This window comes from Moorena sp. SIO3I8, from assembly GCF_010692325.1.
Lineage (GTDB): Bacteria > Cyanobacteriota > Cyanobacteriia > Cyanobacteriales > Coleofasciculaceae > Moorena.
Window position 1 is genome coordinate 21,573 of record NZ_JAAHHW010000028.1, and the last position, 25,144, is coordinate 46,716.

Here is a 25,144-nt window from a genome sequence, read left to right on the forward strand (position 1 = left end):
AGATTTTTCAGTAAATTAAGCTTGAGCTATGGCAAAGCGATCTCTCCAGGCATCTCCAGACGGCATCAAAAAAGCCAAACAGGCTTTTGAACGCAAGGGATGGACACAAGAATATTTTGCGGGTGAAATCGGCATAGAAACTCGCCAACCGATTTGGAAGTTTTTTGCCGGTAAACCCGTTGACCGCCGCGTTTTTAGCGAAATCTGCTTTCATCTGGATTTGGAGATGGAAGACATTGTCGCTATACCAGAAGATGCTCAGATAGATGCAGAAAAGAAAGCAGCTGAGGACAAAAGTAGAGTTGATGCCATCGTCACCAAAGTGCGATCGCACTACCATGACAAAATTCAAAATCAGTGTGGCACTCTACGCCTATTAGATATTGCTCGACCGGTTAGTTTAGATCACATCTACGTGGATGTGAATATTCTCGAAGAAATCACTAGTCAACGATGGTTGGAAATTGACGATTTGCAAGGCTTCCCAGCGGAGGAATTTGACCGCTTGGGTATAGGCAAAGTGCGCCGGGAAAGCATACCAGGACTGCAAGCGGTAGAACGCTATCCTAAAATGATGGTGCTAGGTAAACCTGGCTCTGGGAAAACCACCTTTTTGCAATATCTGGCTATTCAGTGCAATCAAGGAAATTTTCAATCGGATCGGGTTCCGATGTTGATTCGATTGAAAAACTTTGCCGAGGATGCTATGATCGAATGTAGTTTCAGCCTATTTAACTACATTAATCAAGAGCTTCAAAGTTGTGGTATTTCAGAACAAGATATTGAAACTATCCTCAGCTATGGCAGAGCCTTGATCTTAATGGATGGCTTGGATGAAGTCCCGGAAAGTGCCAGTAATCAAGTTATTCAACAAATTCGTAAGATTTCAGAAAAGTATTACAAAAATCAGCTGATTATCACATGTCGCATTGCAGCTCAACAGTATCGATTTCAGGGATTTACTGAGGTTGAGATTGCTGACTTCAAACCAGCACAAATTCAACACTTTGCTAAAAAGTGGTTTGTGGCGGTAGCAAGGAATGACCCAGAATCAGGTTTGGAGAAAGCATCTCTGTTTATCGAGCAGATGAAGCTGCCAGAAAATCAGCAAATTAGAGAACTAGCAACAACACCAGTCTTGCTGAATCTAGCCTGTCTGGTTTTTCAAACCAAAGCTGACTTTCCTGTAAAACGCTCTGATCTTTACCAGCAAGGACTAGACTTACTACTGATTCGCTGGGATGAAGCCCGGGGTGTTAAGCGAGATGATATTTATCGTAATTTATCCTTGCCCCACAAGCTAGAATTACTTTCTCAATTAGCAGTTATCACCTTTGAGCAAGGGGAGTATTTCTTTGAAGAAATTCGGCTGCAACAATTAATTGCTGATTATTTACGGAAATTACCAGCAACTCAAAGCAACCAGGCAGCTCTAGAATTAGATAGCTTAGCAGTACTCAAATCTATTGAGGTGCAGCATGGACTATTGGTAGAGCGGGCAAGACGAATCTACTCATTCTCGCATCTGACATTTCAAGAGTATTTTACCGCCAGAGCGATTGTGATCGGCACTGGGATGTCTTTGTCACAGCTAGTCGAACACCTACAGGAGAAACGTTGGCGGGAAGTATTTTTACTCACAGCACAAATGTTGCCAGATGCTGATCAGCTATTGTTGCTGATCAAGCAACAGATTAATCGGTTAGTCTGTTCAGAAATGGTGCTTGACTCAGTCAAACTGACACCAAGCGCTATGGCTTTAGATGATAACTTGACAAAGTTCTTGAACTGGATCGAGATCAAATCCCTCGAGATCTATACTCCCTACAAGCCAGCAGCAGTCCGTGCTTTTTACATGACCCTTGCCCTTCCTCCTAGCCATCCTCTTTCCCGGAATCAAGCCTTAGCTTTGGCTATTGATCACAGACTAGGAGGAGAGTTGGGTAGTGAACTTGCCCTAGATTTAGCTTTAGATCATGCTTTAGCTGTTGCCCAAGCTATGACAGCAGAACTAGTTTACGACCGACTCAGTGCTCTTTACCTTGCCCTTGATTTGAATCACCTGACTGGGATTGAGTCTATAGGAGACTATCTAGAGAAGCTTAAAAATCAGCTACCTGACCTAGATGATGACGACCGAGATAGTATTCAAGAATGGTGGCAAAGTCATGGTGCGGAATGGGTATCACAATTAAGAGCCTTGATGATAGAGCATCGCAATATTGGTCACCAATGGCATTTGACCAAGACATCCCAAGATTGGTTAGAGCAGTATAGTCGTGTTAATCACTTGCTAGTAGAGTGCCTCAATAGTAATTGTCAGCTGAGTCTGACGGTGCGCAAAGAAATAGAAGATACGTTGTTGTTGCCCCTGTGCCACTCGTAATTGATCCCTCACGGTCGATGTTGACCTGAAGGGGTGACAAGTAGGTTGTCACCCCTTCAAGCTTTAACCTACCCTAAACCGAATACGGGGCGAACAACCTTGGCCTTGGCCTTGGCCAAAAGGCCACGCTACGCGAATGGGCCACGCTACGCGAATGGCCACGCGTGCGCGTTCAACCCTTAACCCTTAAGCCTTTTTGACCCGTGCTACGGTGATAATGTCGTCAGGCTTACTTACTATTGTTGATTGCTTTTTTATGCCTTTTCCGAGATCTAGTGGTCTTTTGCTCCATCCGACATCCCTACCTAGTCCCTTTGGTATTGGTGACTTAGGTTTACAGGCTTATCAATTCATTGAATTTTTGGCACAAAGCGCCCAGCAATACTGGCAAATATTGCCCCTTGGTCCGATTGGGTATGGTAACTCTCCCTATGACTCTTACTCAGCCATGGCAGGCAATCCCCTGCTCATTAGCCCAGAACAATTGCAAAAGCAGGGACGGCTGTTGGATGAAGACTTTGCCAATCTACCAGAGTTTCCCCTTGACTCAGTGGATTATGATCAGGTAATTCAAACCAAGATGCCCCTGTTTTACAAAGCTTGCGATCGCTTCCGTGCCAACGCCTCACCCCAACAGCACCAGAAATTTACAGAATTTTGTCAAGCAAAAGCCAGCTGGTTGGAAGACTATGCTTTATTTATGGCTGTTCGTGATGGGTTTGACCAGAGTAGCTGGCATACTTGGGAACCAGACATTGCTATGGCTCAACCCAAAGCAGTTGAGTATTGGCGGCAGAAATTGCAGGATGAAATTTATTTCTACAAATACCTACAGTTTGAGTTTTTCTGCCAGTGGTCAGCTCTCAAACAGTACGCCAACCATCACCAGATCCAGATTATTGGTGATATTCCAATTTATGTGGCTCACGATAGTGCTGATGTCTGGGCTCATCGGGAAATCTTTGCCATTGATCACGAAACTGGCGAACCCACACTCATGGCTGGGGTGCCTCCGGACTATTTCAGTGCCACAGGTCAGTTGTGGGGTAATCCAGTATACAACTGGAAACAGTTAGAGGCAGATAACTTCCGATGGTGGATACAACGCTTCCAAACCATCTTGGAGTATGTAGACATTGTGCGGATTGACCATTTCCGGGGATTTGAAGCCTACTGGCAAGTCAAGCAAGGAGAAACAACTGCCATCACTGGAGAATGGGTTAAGGCACCAGGAAAAGAATTTTTTGAAGTACTCCAAGACAAGTTGGGAAATTTGCCAATTATTGCCGAAGATTTAGGGATCATCACTCCAGAAGTAGAAGCATTACGCTCACGGTTCCAGTTTCCTGGTATGAAAATTTTACAGTTTGCCTTTAGTGGGGGATCAAGTAACCCTTACTTACCGTTTAACTATGTCCGCAACTGTGTGGTTTACACTGGTACCCATGATAATGACACAACAGTAGGTTGGTTTAAAAAACTCTCTGCTGAAGATAAGCAGATTATAATTAATTACTGTGGACCAGTTAGCGAAGAAGGCATCCATTGGGATTTAATCCGATTAGCGCTCAGTAGTATTGCCAACCAAGCGATTATTCCTGTGCAAGATATTTTAGGTCTGGACACAGATGCTCGAATGAATTTTCCCAGTACCGTGGAAGGTAACTGGCAATGGCGCTATCGACCGAATGCGTTGAGTGAAGAATTGGCTAATCGCCTCAAAATCCTCACTCACACTTACGGTCGTGCTCCCGTCAGTTCTGACTATTAAGCCTAGTCATATTATATTCGAATAGTTTTAACAATTAATCCTATTAAGATTAATCCTACTTAAGTCATTATTGGTTGTTTATAATTTGACAAATGTTAATTATTAATTTACAATCGTCAAATCACAATCCTATTATATACAAGGGATTAACTGGGCTTTATATAAGTTAAGTCGTTGCTATAGTATTTTAAGTTGATATGTTCAACTTTAATTGATTAACAAAGTTAACAGGTAACATTAGGAAAGAGAGCCGACAATTGTTTGGTGTTATGGTCAATCAGCATTGGTTTTCATACATATATTTTGAATTTGAAATAATATAGGTTGTGATTTTTTTATTAAAATCTATAGGTTTTTGCTCCCAATTATCTGCTTTTTTAATGTTTAATATTGATTAGTTTAATCCTTTTCCCCTAGAAAGCTTGACTACTGGAGAGAGGGTCTAGGTTTAGCGGCAAAGGTTAATGCTTCTACTGCACCAGGAGCCCCCATCTGCTTTGCCTGTTGGTTATTGAACTCAACAATTACATTCCCAGCATCGCCAGCTTTAACAAATAGTTTTTCGTTAGCAACCCAAGTCTTCTGGGTTCCTTCTTCTAGGATGCCTTCATATTCTTTCTTCCCATCTGCCACGATCAGAAGCCAAGATCTACCTTTGAGAGTGATATCCACCTGAACTGGCTTATTTGGACCCGACGGTATCTTGGTTAAGGCTAACTGCGCTTGGGAGTTAGTTTGATCTAAATTACCGGGTGTCGGTAACAATTGAGCTGGAGACGAGTTTGGTTCCTTATCAGTTATTTGTGGCTTAGAAGGGTTGATTAGGACAGATAAGCCACTCACTGAACTAATAACCAAGCAAATGTAGAACAAATAAAGATGAAACGGTCGCAGTTGAGGAACCCTACTGTTACCCCAGGAAAGTTTTGACCTTTTTACAGTTACCCCAGTGGGAAAAGCCTTGGCAAACTCGTCTCCATTTAAGCCTAGTGCATCCCCAAAGTGCTTGATAAACCCTTGAACATACACAGGTTCTGGTAATTGGTCTAGCTTGCCTTGCTCTATTGCCCTCAAAAATCGTGCATTAATTCGGGTGCAAGCGGCAATTTCCTCAATGGTTTTACACTGTTGAGTACGTAACTGACACAGATATGAACCCATTTCTGCCAGCTTCTTCTCTTGTTGTTGCTGCAACGGGACTTTGTTTTCATTCATACACGGTACTCCTCGACATCTGCTGGCATTTTTACTGAACAATGGTGGATTTACTGGTAATAAAACTCACCTCTACATCATTCAAGGCACGGTAGTCACCACAAGGAAGAATTTGCTCTCCTGGTAGATTTAATTTAATCGGGCCAATAGCAGTACGATGTAGATGAATCACTGGATAGCTTAGGAGTTGAGCAACACGACGGATCTGTCGGTTTCTACCTTCCGTTAAGACTACCTCCAAAAGTGTGGATTGACCCTTACGCTTAAGTACACGAACTTGAGCGGGTAACGTTTTTTTACCCAGCAGATTAACACCTTCACGCCAAGTTTGCAGTACCGATTCTGGGGGATTACCCCGTACCCAAACCTGATACGTCTTAGGTATGTGATGACTAGGATGGGTCAGGCGAAATGTTAGCTCACCATCATTGGTCAGTAGTAATGCACCTGTAGAATCGGCATCCAGCCTTCCTACAGGATGAATCCCCTGACCCTTGGTTAGTTTATCCGGTAATAAGTCAATTACTGTCGGACGATTACGGGAATCTCGGCAAGTGGAAACTACTCCAGCAGGCTTGTTCAGTAAAAGGTAGATAGATTGAGGTCGGTGATAGGGGTTGATCGGTTTGCCATCCACTTCGATTACATCTGTTTCTGGATCAGCTTTCTGCCCCAAATGTACAGTCGTACCATTTAGGCGCACTTGTCCTGCGGCTATCATCTTCTCGGCTCGACGCCGTGACGCAATACCCCACTGTGAAAGAATTTTTTGTACTCTTTCCTCCATGACCCAACATTTGGCTTTAGCTTTGTCTTCTGGACTATGGTGATGCTGAATCTAGTTTGTCTTATGCTTATAGTGTGCCCAGGAGTTGATTTCCATTAGACAACGACTTCAAAATACTATGTACAAAAATACTATGTACAAATAGTACAAGAAGGTGTTCTTTTGGTTAAAACTCCCAAAACCTCGAAGCAAAAGCCAAGTCAGATTATCAGCAAAGTTATTTCCCCAGCGCTACGGCTGTGGCTGCGATCGCAAGTAGAGGAAGTTGCTACATTGCAACTAAACATTGTGGGATGCGATCGCCAAATCCTGACTGGTTACATTCCTCAGGTTGCCCTTGCTGCCAACCAAGCAGTTTATCAAGGACTGCATCTAAGCCAAATTCAGCTCGAAGGCAGTAATATTAGACTCAACCTGGGTCAGATAATTAAGGGTAAACCCCTACGTCTTTTAGAACCAGTTCCCGTAGTGGGTCACCTATTACTCCTAGAACCAGACCTGCAATCATCTCTTGAAGCACCCTTGTTATCTAACGCTTTGACGGAGTTATTATATACATTCCTCAAATCAGATGATATCATTAAACCCGGTAACGACCCAAAACAGCCACAAATACGCTGGCAAAAGATTAATATCAATATAGGACAGCTGACCTTAAGAGGCATTTCAACTAATCCTGATGTTGCTAGCCAGCTGATAGTAATTCGTGCTGGTATCCAACTGGCGACCCCCAACCAACTCGAACTGAACCCCTTACAAGTTCAGATAGACCCTGATGCCCCCCCTATTAGCTTAGATGGGTTTCTAATAAATTTAGGACCAGAGGTGGAGCTTCAGGAACTTACCCTCACAACTGGACAACTGATATGTCGTGGAGGATTGAAGGTAATGCCTTAGTCGTTAGTCCTTAATCGTTATTTATGATACTTTTAGCTGTTTTTAATTAGCTTAAGCGCGTTTATATTGTGGCTATATAATTCATAATTATGTCATTAAGGCGTCATTACCTGTAATAAAACCATCCTTTCCATCCTTAAGGAAAAAACCTACCCATAACAGCTTTTGTTAGGTGCGCTTACAGTTGTCGAATTAAATTCGCGTGATTGTCGCGCCTCTGGATGCAGTTGGTGATGGTTTGGGTTCTGTGTGCCCAGGCAAGGGTCCACACCTGTCAGCCATGCAAAGCCCGAGTGGTTTGAAGTTACCGTAAGACAGGCTCGCCTTAATCAATAAGTTTTAACCATGCATCTGCATAGCCTATCAACTATAAAGGCTCAACGTAATCAGGTTTCGTCTCCGGGGAAAACCCCCGCAGGTCGGCGCTGCCTCCCCTGTTCCCTTGCTGCATAGCTGTAAGCCCTGTCGAGAAAGTCTTTTGCTTCACAATCGCTCCCTTTTCGTGCTGCATACGTTGCCAACTACAGGCGCGCCTTATGCTATTCCTTATCCATCCTTCCGTAATATTATTAAGTAATGTAACAATTTTGCGGTTATACCAGCTAAATGTCTTGACAGCTAGAGAGGAAGCCGATAAGGTTAAATACATACCCGGGTACAACGATATAAAAAATATATGCAAGACAAGCAAAAAGTTACTCTTTATCTTCCACCAGGATTGCACCGCCGGCTCAAAATTAAAGCGGCTGTTGATTCTGAATCAATGTCAGCTATGGTTGAGAGGGCGATTATATTCTACATAGAACATCAAGATGTGGTTGAAGAGGTAGACCAATATGGACAAACCCATAAAGTATACCCCTGTCCTGAGTGTTCTAGTGACTTGGTTCTCTCAGAGGGAAAATTAGTTGCTCTGAAAAACCAACCTGGTGTGATATCGGAAGAACTCCCAGTAGAAAAGGTAACAGCAAAAGTATGCTCCAGTACCGATTCTCACGGAGAAGAGGAATTGGTTCCTTGTTAAGGTAGCCAAAGTTAAGGTAGACAAATTAATCTACTCGCAGAGCACACTTAGTTAGCTCAGTGGTTCAGTTGAAGATGTTTGGGCAGTTGTAAGCCGTCTCTAATATTAGGTAGAGTTATGCAAGAAGAGATAAACGTTCTCATTCAAGCTCAATATCCTCTAATCTACCTCGTGACTCCCGAGGAGGAGCGGGCAGAGAGGGCAATAGCAATGATTGCTCAAAGGAAGTCTCAACAGCAACGAGTCTTCGTTTGGACCGTCACTCACGGGATTGTTGAGTATGGTCAATCACGCCACACCACTCAGCACAATACGGTCTCTCCTGAGGCAGCAGTTCAGTGGGTAATTCAACAAAAAGAGCCTGGTATATACATCTTTAAGGACTTACATCCCTTTATAGATGCACCAGCAACTACCCGATGGTTGCGGGATGCGATGGCAAGCTTTAGGGAGGAAGCAAAGAAGTCTCTTAAAAAGTCTATCATCGTAATGTCCCCGGTGCAGCAGATTCCTATTGAGTTGGAAAAGGAAGTGGTTGTGCTTGACTTTCCCCTACCAAACCTTAAGGAACTTAACCAAGTCCTATCCCACCAACTGGATCAGAGTAAAACTCGCCGAACGACTACAGAAACTAGGGAAAAGCTGCTCAAAGCAGCATTAGGCTTGACCCGCGATGAAGCAGAGAAGGTTTATCGCAAAGCCTACGTTAAAGCTGGTCGTCTCACCGAAGCTGAAGTCGATATTGTTCTATCCGAGAAGAAGCAGATCATCCGCCGCAACGGGATCCTAGATTATATCGAAGAAGATGAAACCCTCGATTCTATAGGAGGGTTAGAGGAACTGAAGCGTTGGCTGAAGCAGCGCTCTAATGCCTTTACCGAGAGGGCGAGAGAATATGGTTTGCCTCAACCGAAGGGAATGTTGATTCTAGGGGTTCCTGGCTGTGGTAAATCTCTAATTGCCAAAACTACGTCTCGTTTATGGGGTCTGCCACTATTGCGCCTGGATATGGGGCGAGTATACGATGGCTCGATGGTAGGGCGCTCGGAAGCTAACCTACGCAATGCTTTGAAGACGGCAGAATCAATCTCTCCAGCTATTCTCTTCATAGATGAGCTTGATAAGTCGTTTGCTGGTAGCAGCGGTTCTTCTGACTCTGATGGGGGTACTTCAAGTCGGATATTTGGTTCTTTCCTGACCTGGATGCAAGAAAAAACCTCACCAGTCTTTGTGATGGCGACAGCAAACCGAGTGGAGCGCCTACCAGGAGAATTCCTGCGCAAAGGTCGTTTTGATGAGATATTTTTTGTTGATTTACCCAACACCCAAGAACGCCAGCAAATCTTTGAAATTCACCTGAAAAAGCGGCGTGGAGATATTGACCGCTTTGACATTGAACAGTTAGCTAAGGTTTCTGAAGGTTTTTCTGGGGCTGAGATTGAGCAAGCTATGGTGGCAGCCATGTACGAGGCATTTGCTCAAGACCGGGAGTTTACTCAACTGGATATTATTGCCGCGATTAAATCAACTCAGCCTCTATCGCGCACGATGACAGAGCAGGTTGCAGCCCTGAGGGACTGGGCTAGGCAACGCGCGCGACCTGCTGCATCCTCCCTAGCTGAATATCAGCGTATGGAGTTCTAACAGGCTTTCTCCTGCTCCCAACAGGAGTAAAGGCTAGCAAAACATCATTGCTAGCAGTTTGATAAGTAGCCGCTTGTAATTGTTGAGGGCGGCTAGCAATAAAAGTAAAATGCTACGTTGTCGTTTCTCTGATACCTTTTCTGGAGGAAATCCACATGTCTCACTTTAGCACTCTGCGCACTAAAATCTCCGATGCCGAAATCCTGAAGACTTCCCTGTGTGACCTGGGAATCAATGTTAAGACAGAAGCTGATGTTCGCGGCTACAATGGTCAACGAGTTCGCGCTGACTTGGTTGCCGTTCTCGAAGGCGAATATGATCTAGGTTGGTCTCGCAACAGTGATGGCACCTTTGACCTGATTGCTGACCTTTGGGGTGTGGCTAAGAAGCACAACCAAACCGAGTTGATCAACTCCATCAACCAGAAGTATGCCGTTAACAAGACCTTGGCAGAAGTCAAGCAGCGTGGGCTAAACAATGCCAACGTTAAGTTGGTGCTACAAAAGTAGTCCATTTAGGCGTTCCCAAGCTCACGGGTTGACCAATTGTATAGCGGGTTAACCCGTTTTTTTGTGCAAATTTTTGTGCAATTGTATAAATTTCGATTTTAGAAAAGCCGATAAACCATAAAGGCTGAGAACTCCGACGGCTTGATTTAAACTTCCTTGACAAGGGAGTTTTGATCTGGTGCAAACGGTATGATGTTTTCAGTCATAGTAAAATATTCTATACTCAACGTGTCCAGATGCGGCTCGACGCCCATCTCGTAACAATTGTTTATAATCCCCCATGCTTGAGCTGGGGGGAAGTTCAAGCAATTAATATATAGATTATGTCAATGCAGTCTAATCTAGTCTTTTGAGGGGATACCGTTGTGAGTAATGTGATTACAATCGAAGATAAAGATTTTGAAATTGAAGTTTTAAAAGCCCAGCAGCCAGTACTGGTATACTTCTGGGCAACTTGGTGTGGACCATGCCGCTTAGTATCGCCATCAGTGGACTGGGTTGCTAAAAATTATAGCGATCGCTTAAAAGTCATTAAGATGGAAGTAGACCAACATCAAGATGCCGTTGCCAAGTGCAAGGTAGAGGGTGTCCCTGCTCTAAGACTGTTTAAAAATGGTGAGCTGGCCAAATCCCATGAGGGAGCAATTACCAAAGCTCAATTGAAAACTATGCTGGATGAGAATTTAAATTAGGACAGTAAGGGGCAATGGGAGCAATGCCAGCGCAGATGGGAAAGTCTCGTGCATGAGAGCTGATTTGTAAAGGAAATCTTAAGAAGTCTGAAAGCATTGCTATGATTGTCTTTTGGGTATTAAATAGTTCAATTGTTCTATTTTAGCGCAAGCCTTATCCTACAAAGATTACAGCGAGTTTACGAATCAGCTCTGAATAGACAAAAGAAAAAGACTAAGAGTGAACTACCCCCGACACGCTGCGCGTAATCGGGGGCTTCCCAATTCATGGGGGACTGCATCTGAGACAACAGAAGTTTTCCCAGGTTGTCTTACGTCCCCTCCAAGGGCAGTAGAGCTAGTTCCTAACTCCAATATCCGCAAGCCTTGATTTCTAATATTGATAGCAGCATTGATATCTCTATCATGGTGAGTGCCACAAAAAGGACAAGTCCAATTTCTAACAGACAAGTCCATCTCGACCTGTTGATGATCACAAACATGACAAAGCTTCGATGATGGAAACCATCTGTCAATTTCAACGTAGATTTTCCCTGCCCATTCAGCTTTGTAGGTGAGCATTGTTGTGAACATTCCCCAGCCACAATCACTAATGGCTTTAGCCAAATTAGGATTTTTAACCATGCCTTTAACATTGAGATTTTCCACCACAATAACTTGGTTTTCGTTAACTATCTTGCGGGATAGTTTGTGCAGAAAATCCTCTCTACATCTGGCAATAAAACCTTGAACTTTGGCTACCTTTATTCTGGCTTTGTTTCGGTTTTTGCTACCTTTTTGTTTCCTAGATAAACTTTGTTGCTTACGCTTCAAATTCTTGGCGTGTTGAGCAATATGTCTAGGATTATCATACTTCTCACCCTCACTAGTGACCGCAAAATGAGTCAATCCTAAATCAATACCTATAGCAAGGCCAAGGCTGTTAGGTTGTTGAGGTTCAATTCCATCCTCAACTAGAATTGAGGCAAAGTACTTACCATCTGGATTCATGGAGACTGTTACCGATCTCAATTCTCCTTCAATGGGACGATGCTGACGGCAGTAAACTTTACCCACTTTTCCTGGAAGCTTCAGGTAATCTCCCTCAATGTGGAAATGTTGAGGATAAGTCACTGTTTGCCTTCCCTTCTTTGATTTGAATCGAGGGTATTTAGCTCGTTTATCAAAGAAGTTTTTGAACGCGGTTGATAAGTTATTGGCTACAAACTGAAGACATTGAGAATAGCAATCTTTGAGCCATTCGTACTCTTTTTTGAGACCCGGTAACAGTCCCTGTATTGCTGCTCTGGATAAGCTTTTTCCCGTATCTTGATAGGTTTGTTGACACAAAGTAAGAGCATAATTCCAAAACCATCTAGCACAGCCAAAGCTACGAGCTAAAGCGATGTGCTGACTGTTGTCTGGGTATAGTCTGAACTTGTATGCCTTGAGCACTATTACAATTGAGGAATTCTAATATAATTGTACCACAAACCATGCTCGCTATCCATCCCCCACCTGCTACGCGGCGGTGGGGGAATTTCCCGGAGAATTTTTAAAATGCAGTTTGCCCAACGTTTACAACCCCTGCAAGCAAATGTATTTGCCGATATGGATCAGGCCAAAGCGTTGGCAGCTGCTGGGAAAGAAATCATTGACCTATCATTAGGGTCTTCCGATTTACCAGCTCCCAAGCATGTGTGTGCTGCGATTGAAGCCTCGTTGTATGAGCCTAGCACTCACGGTTACTTGCTGTTTCATGGTACTAAAGCTTTTCGTCAGGCAGCTGCTAGCTGGTATACTAAACGATTTGGTATTCCGGTTGACCCAGAAACTGAGGTGCTACAACTGATTGGTTCTCAGGAAGGCACAGCTCATTTACCTTTAGCTGTGCTTAATCCAGGGGATTTTGCTCTGCTACAAGACCCAGGCTATCCTTCCCATGCCGGTGGTGTCCACCTAGCCAGTGGTCAGATTTATCCCATGCCCCTATTGGCAGAAAACAATTTTTTGCCTGTATTTGAGGATATCCCTCAGGCAGTGCTAGCTCAAGCACGGATGATGGTGTTGAGTTATCCCCATAATCCCACTACTGCGATCGCATCCTTGTCTTTTTTTGAGGAAGCAGTGGCGTTTTGTAAGTGCCATAACCTGGTATTAGTTCACGATTTTCCCTACGTTGATATCGTTTTTGAAGATACCAGAGGCAATGGCGAGCAGATCGGGAAAATCCCAGAAACCCTCAATCCCAACTCTGTTGCTCCCTCGGTTTTGCAAGCAGACCCAGAGAAGACTGTATCGATTGAGTTTTTTAGCTTTTCCAAGTCTTACAATATGGGAGGCTTCCGGATTGGCTATGCTATCGGTAATGCTCAATTGATTCGAGCGTTGCGGCAGGTGAAAGCGGCAATTGACTTTAACCAATACAGGGGGATTCTCAATGGTGCGATCGCAGCGTTGAATGGTTCTCAAGACATTGTTAAACCTGTAGTCACCACCTATCAACAGCGGCGGGATACCTTTGTCCATGCTTTAAACCGCATTGGTTGGTCAGTGCCAGTGCCACTAGCCACTATGTATGTCTGGGCAAAATTGCCAGAACCTTGGGCAGGGAACTCAGTAAAATTTTGTACTAGCTTGGTAGAAGCCACTGGGGTGGCTGTTTCTCCAGGAGCTGGTTTTGGCAAGGCTGGTGAAGGCTATGTGCGTTTTGCCTTAGTACAGGAACCAGAGGTTTTAGAAAGGGCAGTGGAGAGAATTTCAGAATTTTTGAAATCTCATTAATAAGCACCATTTTACTCTGTCGAATTAATGTTAAGGATTAGGGCAAGGTGTTAAGAAACCGTAAGAGGCTGGCATGACGGATATAGGCTTTTGCAGCGGTTTGACGGGGTGAGTTAACCTGTATCGTGGTTGGTGTAAACCATCCGCAGCAAGTCGAATCGTTGATCCAACAATCCCCGTCTATGCACGAGCGGGGAGTGTCAATGATTGTTAACCTGTTACAGCAGCTGATTAGTATCCTGATTTACAGGCAGATCGAAAACTACTTCAAACTCTGCTTCTGGCATATACCGATCCAAAAATCGGAGATGGTTATGAGCATCCTGACGATTAAAGAACCTAGCAACTGTGTACCTTTGGCATTTAGGCAGTAGACGCATAAGAGCCCAAGGGCGAGTGTAGTCTTCTGTTAGCGGAATTTGTTGATTAGTCATGCTTACCCCTGATTTGACCTAATAAGATCACTGGATGATTGCTTGATGAAAGGCGATGGACGCGCGTCCATCGCCTAGCTTATGAAAGACCTTTGTTTTCTTAGGTGCGCTTTACGTTGGCGAATTAAATTCGCCACGGGTCGCACCTGTCGAATCTTTAGTCACATTAATCTAAAATGGCTGACTAAAACATAGCCACGTGATCTGGACATTAGGATGATTCTGTGATATTCGCAGACTCCTGATCACAAAAGGGAAAGATGATGAGCTGATTGATTATTTCCGTAGCTGCTGCAAAGCGAGACTGTTTGTTAAACTTTCCTTAAATCCTGACGTAGGGTGGGTTAGGCGGCTAGTACTGTCAAAGCTCACCTGTTAACAGAGCTGCCCGCCCTAACCCACGACTATTCAGCTGTCTTAAGATTTACTTTATAAACAGTCTCTAATTTTAATCAGCCAGCCTATGGATTAAACGTAAGTATTTAGTAAAAAAAAGCCCTTTAACAGTACAATTACGACATTATAACGTAAGACATATTTGCTATAATAATGGTATTTAAAAAGGTCTAACAATTTCCAATTATAAAAGACAAAAACTTACAGAAAAACTGTCAAATCGAATCCTGCCAGTAATTGGAATGATTGACGCTGTAGCTAATTAAATAGTGTACATTATTGGGAATAGTGGACAAAAAATGCCCTAAGTTCCATCAATAAACTTAACCCCTAATTATAACATCCAATGACTACTGCTGCACCAGCTAAAACTCAATACGAAGCAATCATTGGTTTAGAAACCCATTGTCAGCTTAGTACCGAAACCAAGATTTTTTCTAACTCTTCCACAAAATTTGGTGCTACCCCTAATACCAATATTGACCCAATTTGTATGGGGATGCCAGGAGTGTTACCGGTTCTGAATCAAAAGGTACTAGAGTATGCTGTCAAAGCGGGTTTAGCACTCAATTGCCAGATTGCTCCCTACAGCAAATTTGACCGCAAACAGTATTTTTATCCTGACCTACCCAAAAACTACCAGATTTCCCAATACGACTTGCCCATTGCTGAGCATGGCTCACTGGAAATTGAATTGTCCGATGATGAGGGTAATCCTATCCGTAAAACCATTGGCATCACTCGCCTACACATGGAGGAAGATGCCGGGAAACTGGTTCATGCTGGTAGTGACCGACTGGCTGGTTCTACCTACTCCCTAGTAGATTTCAACCGTGCTGGGGTACCTCTGATTGAAATAGTATCAGAACCGGATCTGCGCTCTGGTCAAGAGGCAGCAGAATACGCTCAAGAGCTGCGTCGGATTGTACGCTACATCGGTGTCAGTGATGGCAACATGCAAGAAGGATCCCTGCGTTGTGATGTCAATATATCTGTACGTCCTGTAGGCCAGAAGGAGTTTGGTACCAAAGTTGAAATCAAGAATATGAACTCCTTCAATGCTATCCAGAAGGCGATTGAGTACGAAATTGACCGGCAAATCGCAGCTGTGGAAGCTGGAAAATCGATTATTCAAGAAACTCGCCTTTGGGAAGAGGGTAGTCAACGCACCATTAGTATGCGGACTAAGGAAGGATCCAGCGATTACCGCTATTTTCCTGAACCTGACTTACCACCGATTGAAGTGTCAACGGAACAATTAGAGCAATGGCGCAGTGAGCTAGCAGAACTTCCGGCCCAGAAGCGGCATCGTTATGAAAGTGAACTGGGACTTTCTGCCTATGATGCCCGGGTGTTGACGGATGATCGTCAAGTGGCAGAGTATTTTGAAACAACTGTTGCTGCTAATGCTAATCCCAAACAAGCCGCAAACTGGGTAATGGGAGATATTGCTGCTTATCTTAAGACTGAGAAACTGGCTATTACAGAGATTGCTCTGAAACCCGAGACTCTGGCAGAACTGATCAACTTGATTGATGATGACACCATTAGTGGTAAGATTGCCAAGGAGATATTGCCAGAATTACTCTCTCAAGGTGGTTCTGCTAGGGAACTAGTGGAACGTAAGGGTTTGATTAAGATCTCTGACCCAAATGAACTCTCAACCATTATTGATGAGGTACTGGCTGCCAATCCTAAGGAACTCGAACAGTATCGCAATGGTAAGACCAAGCTGCAAGGTTTCTTTGTGGGACAGGTGATGAAGAAAACTAGCGGACGAGCTGATCCTAAGCTGACTAACCAAATTTTGGGCAAGAAGCTCAAGGGTGATTGAGGCAACGGGCTTGCCAGGTGTTGCTGATCACTAAATCACTAATTACCAACCACAAATAACAAATAACAAAGAAAAGGAGAGTCACTGTCGTGACCCTCCCGATCATCAGGGTGCATCTACATATCAAAATATACACTATTTTGTATGAGGGGTGTAACCCCTTTTTTTGTTTTTTTGTAAAGTTTTGAGATTTTATAGCAATTCTGGAAATTACGGCTACACATCAAGCTACAGATCAATACCCTTGGTGCGTAAGTCCATAAGACTTGATATAATCCCGGATCGGGCATGAATTATGGTTAAATGGAGGAATCATGTCGGACTGGCAAGAGATTAGTGGTGGGATAACAGCTCCCAGGGGCTATCAGGCAGCAGGCATTACCGCAGGTTTAAAACCGTCGGGTCAGCCAGACTTAGCGTTGATATTATCAGAGGTGGATGCGATCGCAGCTGGGGTCTTCACCACCAGTCATGTCCGGGCTGCTTGTGTAGATTATTGCCGTCAATGCTTACAATCTAAAGCTAGTGCTCGTGCTATTTTGTGTAATGCCGGACAAGCCAATGCAGCAACGGGTGAGCAGGGTTGGCAAGATGCTCTAGCTAGTGCTAAAGCTTTGGGTGAAGCACTCAATGTTTCCCCTAAGTCGATTTTGTTGGCATCGACGGGGGTGATTGGTCAACGCATCAAGATGGATGCTCTATTGTCAGGCATTCCCCAATTGGTCGCACAAGCATCAGAAACTGGTTCCGATGCAGCAGCTCAAGGGATTATTACCACGGATTTAGTCACTAAATCCATTGCTATGGAAACCATGATTGATGACCGTCCGGTCAGGATGGGTGGTATTGCTAAGGGCTCTGGTATGATTCATCCCAACATGGCGACTATGCTAGCATTTGTAACCTGTGATGCTGCAGTGTCTACTTCCCTGTGGCAACAGATGTTACAGCAGGCAGCGGATAAAAGTTTTAATCAAATTACCGTAGATGGGGATACCAGCACCAATGACACTCTAATTGCCTTGGCTAATGGTCAGTCCCGAACATCAGCAATTACAGAAATGGGACCAGCCGCTGTGAAGTTGGAGGGGATGCTGACAGCAGTATGTCAGCATTTGGCAAAAGCGATCGCACGGGATGGAGAAGGGGCAACCTGTTTGATTGAAGTCCAAGTGACTGGGGCACCGGATGATAAAGGGGCTCGTCAAATTGCTAAGACCATTGTTGGGTCATCCTTGGTCAAGTCTGCCATCTTTGGACGAGACCCAAACTGGGGCAGAATTGCCGCAGCCGCTGGCCGTGCAGGAGTACCGTTTGACCAAGAAAACCTGCGGATTCAGTTAGGGGATGTCTTGCTGATGGACAATGGTCAACCCTTAGGGTTTGACCCTCAACAGGCTAGTGATTATCTCAAGCAGGCTGCTGCTGGTGCTTATCTTAAAGAAGATACAGTTTTAATTCAGGTTAATGTAGGCAATGGTCATGGTGTTGGTCAGGCTTGGGGTTGTGATTTGAGTTATGACTATGTCCGGATTAATGCCGAATATACCACTTGATTAGCCTTGTCACCAAAAACGTTTTAAACAATAACAAACCATAACAAATGCTTATAGCAAAGGGAACAGAGAACAGCGGATCTGGGAACAGGGAACAAAAATTATCATAATTCCTACACGGATCCCTATAATAATCAATTAATCAACCTAGTTATGGTTAATTGGTTATTGTTGTTGGTTATGGTTAATTAGTTATTGCTTATTCAAAGACCAATCATAGTTCAGATATTTTATCTTGTAATTCCCCTGTTCAAGATACTCCTGATCCTCTGAACTAAGGTAGTCACTGATAAAGTTTAACACCGCTCGTTGATTAGCGTTACCAGTAAATTTGTCATCGATACCATAGCTTTTTTTCCAATCTTCCCCAAACCACTTAAAGATGGAAGAAAGATATACGGTATCTTTTTGACGATCAATACGAAAGCCATGGGGACTAACTAAAAATTTCTGTGTCTGGTCATCCAGTTGCTGATCGAGTTTTTCCCCAGTATAAGGTTCGTTTCTTAAAGGAGGACAACTGATAGCGGCGCAAACTAAAGCCATATGAATTCGGGGCTCGTTGAATTGCGTTCGCAGTGTCTTGTGTTCGATATTATCTAAGGTTTTAGATTCTCCAGCAATGTTGAATTCGCGTCCTTTCCAGACTCCTTTAATGTCCCGAATACTCTTTTTGAGAGGGTTTTGGTCAATAATTGATTCTAGAGTAAAGGAGTTGTAAGCATTTATCAAGAAAGCAATCTTTTCCGCTTCATCCCAAGACTGATAGGTGCTAGTATCAACAGCACCTAAGGAGGCATTAAACGTCTCCAGTTGCTCTGGATTTTGCTGCAATTCTTGGTAATTAACTAGCGCTTTATTGTTGACATAGGTTTTTAGGACAGTAGCATAGTCGTCATAATTCAATAGACTCGTGTCAGTAGCTCTATTTACTTGTACTTCAGACTCTTTTGCTGGTGCTTGATTTATCGGTACGGAAAGTGTACAACTTGTCAGAATAATCAGAGTTGGAAGTAGGGTTAGTAATTTCTTGGATGTATTCATAGTGGTTCAGATGATTTAGCCGATAAGATGCTTAACCTAGGCAATTTTGATTAAAGCTAATCAATCTGAGTTTTGGTTGAGAGCAACATTAGGATTGTGGTAATGGCTCCAAAACCAACCCAAAACAAAGGGTAACCATAGCCACCATCGCTCCTGAGGAGTTAGATACCAGCTGTAGTTACCTAAAGCCATGCGATGCTGAAGTACAAAGTAAATAAAAGTAGAGATACTGACTAAACGTACTCCCAGATTTCTAGAAGGAACAGCAAAAGGAATTATCCAAGTGAAGTACCAAGCATGGATAATCGGAGATAGGATTAGTAGGCAAAAAAAGTACCATTCTGTCAATTGTTGAAAATTGCGCGATCGCAAAATTAGCCAACTTACCGTTAAGCCTAGGGGAAAAGCATAAATCCAATTAACCCAGCGAGAAGGTTCCCAATATTCGCTAACAATATAAGGAATCAATTCCGCACTGCGACCATGGGATACAAACACTGAGCCAGTAGGAATCAAAGGACATTCTCCACTAGAGCAAAATTGGAGAGCAGTGATGCCAAAAGGTAAGAAACCGCACAATAGCACTACTATTGCTAGTTTTACCCCTACTTTTCGGAAAGCTTGCCAGGTCAGAAACCCTAAAATTGGCAAAGACATCCACTTCACTGCCATACTAATTCCTACCAGCAAAGCCGACGCAATCCAGTGCCACCAGGTCAGGGAGTGATCCGATGAAGACATCAAGGAGTTAGTAAATGGGGAGTCTTCTGCTACTGTCCCACTGTCCAACGTTTCCTCTATTTCTGTTATTTTTGTCCGCCTTAAACTTTCTGTTTTTTGGTCAAAGACTAACCAAGCTGCAACTAGGGGTAAAATAAACCAACTGTCGTAATGAGCACCACCAGCAAAGGAGTAAATTATCAAAGGATTCCAGGCATAGAAGATTGCCTGTTGATAACCAAATCGACGACTGAGTAACCAACAGATTAATAAGTCAGCTAAGATAAATGCAATTTTGAACAACCAAACCTTAAGGTCAATCAGCGCTAAGAGCCGAAAACCTAATTGCGCTACTGGTGGATAGATAGCAGAAACAGTAGGATGATTGATTAGTGACCACCATTCCGTATGGTAGGGAATCAGTTCAGCAGCATTAGGTGGCAAATGGTATGGACTAAACCCTAACGTTTGAATATACCCTTCCCATAGATAGCGCCATACATCATCTCCAGGATACATTGGTAGCAGTAGCAACCTGCTTAGGATGGTAGTACTCCAAAAATTTAGTCCTGAGTGCTGAGTTTTGAGTTTTCGGAAGTACTTGATACTAAGAGATTTGGGAAATCCTTTGTATACCCCTTGCCAAAGTATTGTCTTAATACTGTTGTTGTTAATTCTGTTGTTAATTCTTTTTGCTTGTTGGGAAATCCCAAGTTTCCTGTTGCCAACTTCCGCAGGATATCTAGTATAGACGCTTAATCCCCAAGACAACATAAAACCTAAGCTGATTACACTGATACCTAACCAAAATCGAGGCACAGCTCCCACCTCTCGGAAATCCCCATGAGGCACAATCAAGATACAACCTAACAACAGGAGTAGAGAACTAAGCCATATATATAGCGTTTTCATTGGAGTTCTGAACATACTTCCTTAGGCAATAGGCATGCTAGCAATAGGCATGCTAGCAATAGGCATGCTAGCAATAGGCAATAGGCAAGATATCATAAAGTATATAACTCAAATCTTGCACTAAGTTTCAAATTTATTTATCTGTAAAGCTAGGGAACTTCGGAACAGGTATAGCACTACGCACTATGGTGTTTGACAAGTGAAGAAAAATTAAAATCGCTCAATCCCTTGATTAGTAAGCTTTTTTCTTCACTATTGCGCTTCATGCCTATTGCCTATTGCCTGGCGCGTAGCGCTATAACAGGGAAGATTAAAACTAATAATATTTGACTATTTTAGTACTCAAATTTAGTTGTATAACTTCCGATATTAAGTTTTTTTGTACTGGGTCAATAGCTCAGTATAATGATTTTTTGTAATGAAAAAAAATGTAATACTTTTTTCCAACTCATCATGTCAAGATAATATTAATCATTCCCTCTCCCCACACCTCCCAGACTCCCCACACTTCCCACACTCCCCATACTCCCCACACTTCCCACACTCTTCCCTATTTTCTCTTCAACACTTCTAGCGATTGTGCCATCTGCCTGGGTAAGCTTAAGGCGACGTAGATATAGACGACCTAAAGTCATCAAAATTATTGTTCCTGCTTGGACACTACCAGAAAGGGTACCAGATATTTTCGAGCGTCCCCCTTGTCGGCGACGGTAACCAACAGGAATTTCACAGACTCGCAAACCACATTCAATCGCACGGGCTTGCATTTCTACTGTCCAGCCAAATCCTCTATCTTGCATTTGGATTTCATCTAAAGCTGAACGACGAATTAGGCGCAATGGTCCTAAATCCTGATAGGAGTGTCCCCAACCCCAACCGATCAGGAAGGTAGCTAGCCAGTTGCCAAAATTTTGCACTGGGGTCATCGCCTTACGTCCATTTACTGTGGCGCGGCGGTTACCTAAAATTAGGTCATACTTATTCCTAGCAGCTATAAACTGGGGTAAATAACTTAAGTCATCACTCCCATCGCCATCACAGAATAATATCCAATTAATATCTCGGTCTAGTTGCTGCAATCCCCGCCAACAGGCTCGACCGTAACCAGGAATAGGCTCACAAATTACTTCTGCACCGGCTTCTTTTGCTTTAATAATACTGTTGTCTGTGCTGCCATTATCGACTACCCGAATATTGTTCAAATTATAGGATTGAAGAGACTTAATCACCCCAGTGATAGTGGTTTCTTCATTGAGAACAGGGATAATTACTAAGATATTGTGGTTATTAGTCATGGTTATAGCGGTTTTAATTGGGTGAGCTACAAATCTTTGGGTTTTAGGGAGTAGGGAGCAGGGAGCAGGGAGCAGGGAGCAGGGAAAAAATCATGTTTACCTAATCAGGATAGAAACCGCTATATTAGTCATGAGTTATTGCAGTTTTAAATTGGGTGAATTCCCTGGTCTATAACGTTATTTGCCAAAGTAAGCTGGATACACAAAGGCAAAAGCTGTAGAACTGGGGATGGGAGTGCCATCGAATTCTTCTACTAATACAGTTTGAAGTTGGCTATCCCAACGTGCTCTAATTGGACGACCATTGAATTCTACAACTTTTTCGCCCACTTTTTTTAATTGGTCATGGACAAATTGATAGCTAGCCCCAGAAAATTGGTTTTTAGGGGTTTGTTGATCCGCTTCCCACACATAGCTAACAATAGCTTTGGGATGGAGGGTAAGCCGTTGTTGATTTCTGACTGGGAAAATAATTCGCTTATCGGTATAGTAACTACCATAGGGATAACTGAAGTAATCCCGGTTATAACCTGTGTCAGTGGATAGAATTTTACTGTTGGGATACTTGCTTAACCAAGCGCCAAGAGTAGTTTTGATCGCGGGAATTGTTTTAAGATTACGATTGACTTTAGCACCAATAATACCCATCCCCCAAGGTTGAGAGTAAAGGGTATCATCGGCACGGTCATACATCACTAGGCAACTTTGATAAAGTTTGCCTGTAACACCGTAGGTTGTATTGCTGCGATTAAAAGCGACTATAGTATCACAAAGGGGACAATAGGATACACTAACATTAACTCCACCTACTGTGTCATTCACCAATTCATGCCAGTTCATGACCCCGAAAGGATAGGCTTTGGCTTCTCCATTAATTACCACACCAATCACAGTTTCTGTTTTAGAAAATGGTGTGGTTTGAGCCGTATCAAACTTAGGATTATCGATACTAGGAATACCGTCTTTCGGGGGACCACCATTGAGGAGTTCCGTTAAATTAATGCGAGTGAATTTGGCTGGATTAAGGTTTTGTTTTTGGAGGTCAGTGATTTCCTGGTCTTGGTTGTGGAGATAGGCAGTGAGATGGAAGTAACGGAGTTTGAAATTATCCCAGCTTCCGGCTTGTACGACTAGTGCCATCAAACACAGCCCGACTAAGGAAGTAGTGCTGAGGGCTATTTTAAGTAATTTATTCATAATCCTCTTTCCCTGCCTAGATGTCACTGCTAACCTAAGGGTGTATCTCATTTTTGCTGTTTGACCCAATGGGTGGAACGGGCATCTTGCCTGTTAAAATTTTCGGACGGGCTGTCCCAAGGCTGAGGACGAAGCAGAAAATGAGTGTGAGCCCGTGGGTGGTGCGTTACGGGACGGGCTCTCCCAGGCGCTCAGAGGCGGAAAATCAGAGGCTTTCCGTGGGTGGTGCGTTACGGGACGTCCCTAACGCACCCTACGCACCCTACGCACCTGGCACCCTACGCAACTGCCCAACCTCAGCATCAGGGGCTGTGGCTGGAATCCCTAACCTTAGGGTGAGGGGATAACATGAAACCAAGGTGAGTGATATCTGAGAATTGGATTAAGGATTGATAGCTCGACCATTTTCAAATCGATCATGAAATCCAATGGTGATTAAAGTCCGAAACCGCTACATGAGATTTACCCCCTAAGATTCCTCATCGATCCGATTACCAACATCAAAAACAATTATAAATTCCGCATCAGGCATCAATCGTTTCAGGGCCCATAAATGTCCCTCCGCATCCGATCGATTGCGAAAGCGAGCAACAACAACTCGCTGCATTTGTGGTAACAGCCGAATGATCACCCACGGATGAAGGCGTTCAGAATAGGTCATCATGAAAGTATCTCCTTGTGATAGGGGAGCCAGAGCTAGCCCGTAGAGATTGGACGCTTCCCGGGCTAGCTCTTGACTCTGGGCGTCTCAGCGCCCACTGTTATACTATAGCACAAAAAATATTCTATTATAGCATATTTTAAAATTTTGTAACAAATGGTCGGGAGTCGGGAGCAGGGACTGAGGAAAAATTACGATTTCAATTACAACAACCGGAAGGATTTAGTAGTTATGGGGAAGTGCAACTTTGGTTAAAGGAATTGTGTGGCATGGATATACCCTATGCGACAGTATATAAATATGTGCGCACTCGTCTGAAAACTAAATTAAATAAGTTAAATTAAATTAGTTATAGTCAGTCACATAGTACAGCGTTTTTCATAACAATGAGGCACACACAATTTTTTTACCGTTTCCTATCCCCTGCTCCCTGCTCCCAAAAACCCAATAATTTTACATAGTGATTATGATAAGCGTTCTATAATTATAGAAAGAAAAGAAAAAGTAATTATTATACCCACCAAAAAATAACTAATAAAGCTTTGTCCAAATAATAATAAAGTTCCAAATAAAAACATTCCTACCACGGGCAGTGGAATACCTTTGCACTGCCAATCTTTAGTTTGGATTCGATAAATGGCATAAACAAGGATTGGAATAATTATAAATGGCTTTAAAAGCGATTTATCACTTAACCAGATATAGGTGCAAGGTAGAAGAGCAAAAGAACTAACATCTGCAATAATATCCAAGCGATGTCCCCATACCGTAACACACTCCAAGCGCCTTGCAAGATAGCCATCTAGTAAATCAGTAACTATTCCTATAGCAAGCATAGTTATTACAAATCTTAAATCACCGTAAATGCTAACTTGTACGCATACTCCCAGGGAGCCAATTAAGCGAACTAAGCTCAAGAAGTTTGGAATATATTGCATTATTCAGTCCAGTCTCCTATTCTCTGCCCTGCACTCAAAACTTGTCCGACTCTCAAAGATTCATCAAAATTTATTTTGCCTTGAATCTCCACTAATGAACCAAAGCGGATTTCAACAATTTTTTCAAGAGCAGACACTTGTTGTTCTTGCTTGACTAATGGAAACAGTTTATAGGTAAGCAAACCTCCAAAAACAGTTACTAATAGTTTTGCTCCGCTATAACCTTGTAAAACAACTTTAACCTTAGGATTATACTTAACAGCCATCGGCAAAAAAGCAGGAATTCGCCAGCCTTTACTTGATTGAATTTCAGAAACACTACCTCTTACTGGTGAATAAACTGTGTGGGGATGAAGTGGAGAAATAAATACACGAATTAAAGCATTATTTTTCATAGTAACCAACTGTTTAAGATGAACAATAATCCCTGATGATGGAGCATAAACTTTCAACTACTACTCTCCATTAA

The 25,144-nt window shown here is 43.1% G+C and carries 23 protein-coding genes; 12 read left to right on the plus strand and 11 right to left on the minus strand.

Annotated elements, in window-relative coordinates; all coding sequences use genetic code 11:
* Window positions 1-28: 28 nt before the first annotated feature.
* The 3 genes from F6K51_RS13565 (at window position 29) to malQ (ending at window position 4,157) form a co-directional block, all read left to right on the plus strand.
* Window positions 29-2,386 carry an NACHT domain-containing NTPase gene (locus tag F6K51_RS13565; RefSeq protein WP_293020999.1) on the plus strand — a complete coding sequence of 786 codons (2,358 nt, stop codon included), beginning with the start codon at window positions 29-31 and terminating at the stop codon, window positions 2,384-2,386.
* Between the two features lie 45 nt (window positions 2,387-2,431).
* Complete coding sequence (locus F6K51_RS13570) at window positions 2,432-2,569, plus strand: hypothetical protein (protein WP_293021001.1); 138 nt, start codon at window positions 2,432-2,434, stop codon at window positions 2,567-2,569.
* Between the two features lie 73 nt (window positions 2,570-2,642).
* Window positions 2,643-4,157: a 4-alpha-glucanotransferase gene (malQ, locus tag F6K51_RS13575; protein ID WP_293021003.1), complete on the plus strand. Its 1,515-nt coding sequence runs from the start codon at window positions 2,643-2,645 to the stop codon at window positions 4,155-4,157.
* Between the two features lie 426 nt (window positions 4,158-4,583).
* Here the strand turns inward: malQ and F6K51_RS13580 are convergent, their stop codons facing one another.
* Both F6K51_RS13580 and F6K51_RS13585 read right to left on the minus strand, forming a co-directional pair.
* Complete coding sequence (locus F6K51_RS13580; protein ID WP_293021004.1) at window positions 4,584-5,372, minus strand: RodZ domain-containing protein; 789 nt, start codon at window positions 5,370-5,372, stop codon at window positions 4,584-4,586.
* Window positions 5,373-5,403: 31 nt separating this feature from the next.
* Window positions 5,404-6,159 carry a pseudouridine synthase gene (locus tag F6K51_RS13585; RefSeq protein WP_365939959.1) on the minus strand — a complete coding sequence of 252 codons (756 nt, stop codon included), beginning with the start codon at window positions 6,157-6,159 and terminating at the stop codon, window positions 5,404-5,406.
* A 162-nt stretch (window positions 6,160-6,321) separates the two neighbouring features.
* On the opposite strand from F6K51_RS13585, the gene F6K51_RS13590 reads away from it, so the two are divergent.
* From F6K51_RS13590 to F6K51_RS13610, 5 genes are all read left to right on the plus strand, one after another.
* Window positions 6,322-7,056, plus strand: coding sequence for a DUF2993 domain-containing protein (locus F6K51_RS13590; RefSeq protein WP_293021005.1), 735 nt, complete (start codon window positions 6,322-6,324; stop codon window positions 7,054-7,056).
* A 676-nt stretch (window positions 7,057-7,732) separates the two neighbouring features.
* On the plus strand, window positions 7,733-8,080 hold the full coding sequence (locus F6K51_RS13595; RefSeq protein ID WP_075902649.1) for a hypothetical protein: 348 nt from the start codon (window positions 7,733-7,735) through the stop codon (window positions 8,078-8,080).
* Window positions 8,081-8,197: 117 nt separating this feature from the next.
* Window positions 8,198-9,724: an AAA family ATPase gene (locus tag F6K51_RS13600; protein WP_293021007.1), complete on the plus strand. Its 1,527-nt coding sequence runs from the start codon at window positions 8,198-8,200 to the stop codon at window positions 9,722-9,724.
* 155 nt (window positions 9,725-9,879) lie between these two features.
* Window positions 9,880-10,233 (plus strand): DUF1257 domain-containing protein, encoded by a 354-nt coding sequence (locus tag F6K51_RS13605; protein ID WP_075902645.1) that lies wholly within the window; start codon window positions 9,880-9,882, stop codon window positions 10,231-10,233.
* Between the two features lie 365 nt (window positions 10,234-10,598).
* Window positions 10,599-10,925, plus strand: coding sequence for a thioredoxin domain-containing protein (locus F6K51_RS13610; protein ID WP_070394815.1), 327 nt, complete (start codon window positions 10,599-10,601; stop codon window positions 10,923-10,925).
* A 225-nt stretch (window positions 10,926-11,150) separates the two neighbouring features.
* Here the strand turns inward: F6K51_RS13610 and tnpB are convergent, their stop codons facing one another.
* Complete coding sequence (gene tnpB / locus F6K51_RS13615) at window positions 11,151-12,359, minus strand: IS200/IS605 family element RNA-guided endonuclease TnpB (RefSeq protein ID WP_293021012.1); 1,209 nt, start codon at window positions 12,357-12,359, stop codon at window positions 11,151-11,153.
* Window positions 12,360-12,464: 105 nt separating this feature from the next.
* On the opposite strand from tnpB, the gene F6K51_RS13620 reads away from it, so the two are divergent.
* Window positions 12,465-13,688, plus strand: a complete 1,224-nt coding sequence (locus tag F6K51_RS13620) for an LL-diaminopimelate aminotransferase (protein WP_293021014.1) — start codon at window positions 12,465-12,467, stop codon at window positions 13,686-13,688.
* A 218-nt stretch (window positions 13,689-13,906) separates the two neighbouring features.
* Here the strand turns inward: F6K51_RS13620 and F6K51_RS13625 are convergent, their stop codons facing one another.
* Complete coding sequence (locus F6K51_RS13625) at window positions 13,907-14,122, minus strand: hypothetical protein (RefSeq protein WP_293021015.1); 216 nt, start codon at window positions 14,120-14,122, stop codon at window positions 13,907-13,909.
* 742 nt (window positions 14,123-14,864) lie between these two features.
* Between F6K51_RS13625 and gatB the strand changes: the two genes are divergently transcribed.
* Together gatB and argJ are read left to right on the plus strand one after the other, a co-directional pair.
* On the plus strand, window positions 14,865-16,352 hold the full coding sequence (gatB, locus tag F6K51_RS13630) for an Asp-tRNA(Asn)/Glu-tRNA(Gln) amidotransferase subunit GatB (protein WP_293021016.1): 1,488 nt from the start codon (window positions 14,865-14,867) through the stop codon (window positions 16,350-16,352).
* A 314-nt stretch (window positions 16,353-16,666) separates the two neighbouring features.
* Window positions 16,667-17,908, plus strand: coding sequence for a bifunctional ornithine acetyltransferase/N-acetylglutamate synthase (gene argJ, locus F6K51_RS13635; RefSeq protein WP_293021018.1), 1,242 nt, complete (start codon window positions 16,667-16,669; stop codon window positions 17,906-17,908).
* 192 nt (window positions 17,909-18,100) lie between these two features.
* Here the strand turns inward: argJ and F6K51_RS13640 are convergent, their stop codons facing one another.
* From F6K51_RS13640 to F6K51_RS13655, 4 genes are all read right to left on the minus strand, one after another.
* A complete protein-coding gene (locus tag F6K51_RS13640) occupies window positions 18,101-18,952 on the minus strand; it encodes a DUF547 domain-containing protein (RefSeq protein WP_293021020.1) in 852 nt (283 codons plus the stop codon).
* Window positions 18,953-19,012: 60 nt separating this feature from the next.
* A complete protein-coding gene (locus F6K51_RS13645) occupies window positions 19,013-20,584 on the minus strand; it encodes a glycosyl transferase family 2 (RefSeq protein WP_293021022.1) in 1,572 nt (523 codons plus the stop codon).
* 467 nt (window positions 20,585-21,051) lie between these two features.
* Entirely contained in the window at window positions 21,052-21,879 is an 828-nt protein-coding gene (locus F6K51_RS13650) for a glycosyltransferase family 2 protein (RefSeq protein ID WP_293021023.1), read from the minus strand.
* 177 nt (window positions 21,880-22,056) lie between these two features.
* Window positions 22,057-23,076 (minus strand): DUF3179 domain-containing protein, encoded by a 1,020-nt coding sequence (locus F6K51_RS13655; protein WP_293021025.1) that lies wholly within the window; start codon window positions 23,074-23,076, stop codon window positions 22,057-22,059.
* 86 nt (window positions 23,077-23,162) lie between these two features.
* Here F6K51_RS13655 and F6K51_RS13660 point away from each other — a divergent pair, with 86 nt between their 5' ends.
* The gene (locus F6K51_RS13660; RefSeq protein WP_293021026.1) at window positions 23,163-23,423 is read left to right on the plus strand and encodes a hypothetical protein; all 261 of its coding nucleotides are present in this window, start codon (window positions 23,163-23,165) and stop codon (window positions 23,421-23,423) included.
* A gap of 122 nt (window positions 23,424-23,545) precedes the next feature.
* Here the strand turns inward: F6K51_RS13660 and F6K51_RS13665 are convergent, their stop codons facing one another.
* The 3 genes from F6K51_RS13665 to F6K51_RS13675 form a co-directional block, all read right to left on the minus strand.
* The gene (locus F6K51_RS13665) at window positions 23,546-23,737 is read right to left on the minus strand and encodes a hypothetical protein (RefSeq protein WP_293021076.1); all 192 of its coding nucleotides are present in this window, start codon (window positions 23,735-23,737) and stop codon (window positions 23,546-23,548) included.
* Window positions 23,738-24,201: 464 nt separating this feature from the next.
* Window positions 24,202-24,675, minus strand: coding sequence for a CDP-alcohol phosphatidyltransferase family protein (locus F6K51_RS13670; RefSeq protein ID WP_293021028.1), 474 nt, complete (start codon window positions 24,673-24,675; stop codon window positions 24,202-24,204).
* Window positions 24,675-25,127 carry a phosphatidylserine decarboxylase gene (locus F6K51_RS13675; protein WP_293021030.1) on the minus strand — a complete coding sequence of 151 codons (453 nt, stop codon included), beginning with the start codon at window positions 25,125-25,127 and terminating at the stop codon, window positions 24,675-24,677. Before F6K51_RS13675 ends, F6K51_RS13670 begins: the two co-directional genes overlap by 1 nt.
* Window positions 25,128-25,144: the final 17 nt, after the last annotated feature.

Excerpts from the sequence above, each read along its gene's own strand:
- malQ (WP_293021003.1), top strand. The coding sequence starts at position 2,643 with ATGCCTTTTCCGAGATCTAGTGGTCTTTTGCTCCATCCGACATCCCTA.
- F6K51_RS13585 (WP_365939959.1), bottom strand. The coding sequence starts at position 6,159 with ATGGAGGAAAGAGTACAAAAAATTCTTTCACAGTGGGGTATTGCGTCA.
- gatB (WP_293021016.1), top strand. The coding sequence starts at position 14,865 with ATGACTACTGCTGCACCAGCTAAAACTCAATACGAAGCAATCATTGGT.
- F6K51_RS13640 (WP_293021020.1), bottom strand. The coding sequence starts at position 18,952 with ATGAATACATCCAAGAAATTACTAACCCTACTTCCAACTCTGATTATT.
- F6K51_RS13605 (WP_075902645.1), top strand. The coding sequence starts at position 9,880 with ATGTCTCACTTTAGCACTCTGCGCACTAAAATCTCCGATGCCGAAATC.
- F6K51_RS13595 (WP_075902649.1), top strand. The coding sequence starts at position 7,733 with ATGCAAGACAAGCAAAAAGTTACTCTTTATCTTCCACCAGGATTGCAC.
- F6K51_RS13625 (WP_293021015.1), bottom strand. The coding sequence starts at position 14,122 with ATGACTAATCAACAAATTCCGCTAACAGAAGACTACACTCGCCCTTGG.
- F6K51_RS13665 (WP_293021076.1), bottom strand. The coding sequence starts at position 23,737 with ATGACCTATTCTGAACGCCTTCATCCGTGGGTGATCATTCGGCTGTTA.
- F6K51_RS13600 (WP_293021007.1), top strand. The coding sequence starts at position 8,198 with ATGCAAGAAGAGATAAACGTTCTCATTCAAGCTCAATATCCTCTAATC.
- F6K51_RS13670 (WP_293021028.1), bottom strand. The coding sequence starts at position 24,675 with ATGCAATATATTCCAAACTTCTTGAGCTTAGTTCGCTTAATTGGCTCC.
- F6K51_RS13620 (WP_293021014.1), top strand. The coding sequence starts at position 12,465 with ATGCAGTTTGCCCAACGTTTACAACCCCTGCAAGCAAATGTATTTGCC.
- F6K51_RS13655 (WP_293021025.1), bottom strand. The coding sequence starts at position 23,076 with ATGAATAAATTACTTAAAATAGCCCTCAGCACTACTTCCTTAGTCGGG.
- F6K51_RS13580 (WP_293021004.1), bottom strand. The coding sequence starts at position 5,372 with ATGAATGAAAACAAAGTCCCGTTGCAGCAACAACAAGAGAAGAAGCTG.
- F6K51_RS13645 (WP_293021022.1), bottom strand. The coding sequence starts at position 20,584 with ATGAAAACGCTATATATATGGCTTAGTTCTCTACTCCTGTTGTTAGGT.
- F6K51_RS13650 (WP_293021023.1), bottom strand. The coding sequence starts at position 21,879 with ATGACTAATAACCACAATATCTTAGTAATTATCCCTGTTCTCAATGAA.
- argJ (WP_293021018.1), top strand. The coding sequence starts at position 16,667 with ATGTCGGACTGGCAAGAGATTAGTGGTGGGATAACAGCTCCCAGGGGC.
- F6K51_RS13565 (WP_293020999.1), top strand. The coding sequence starts at position 29 with ATGGCAAAGCGATCTCTCCAGGCATCTCCAGACGGCATCAAAAAAGCC.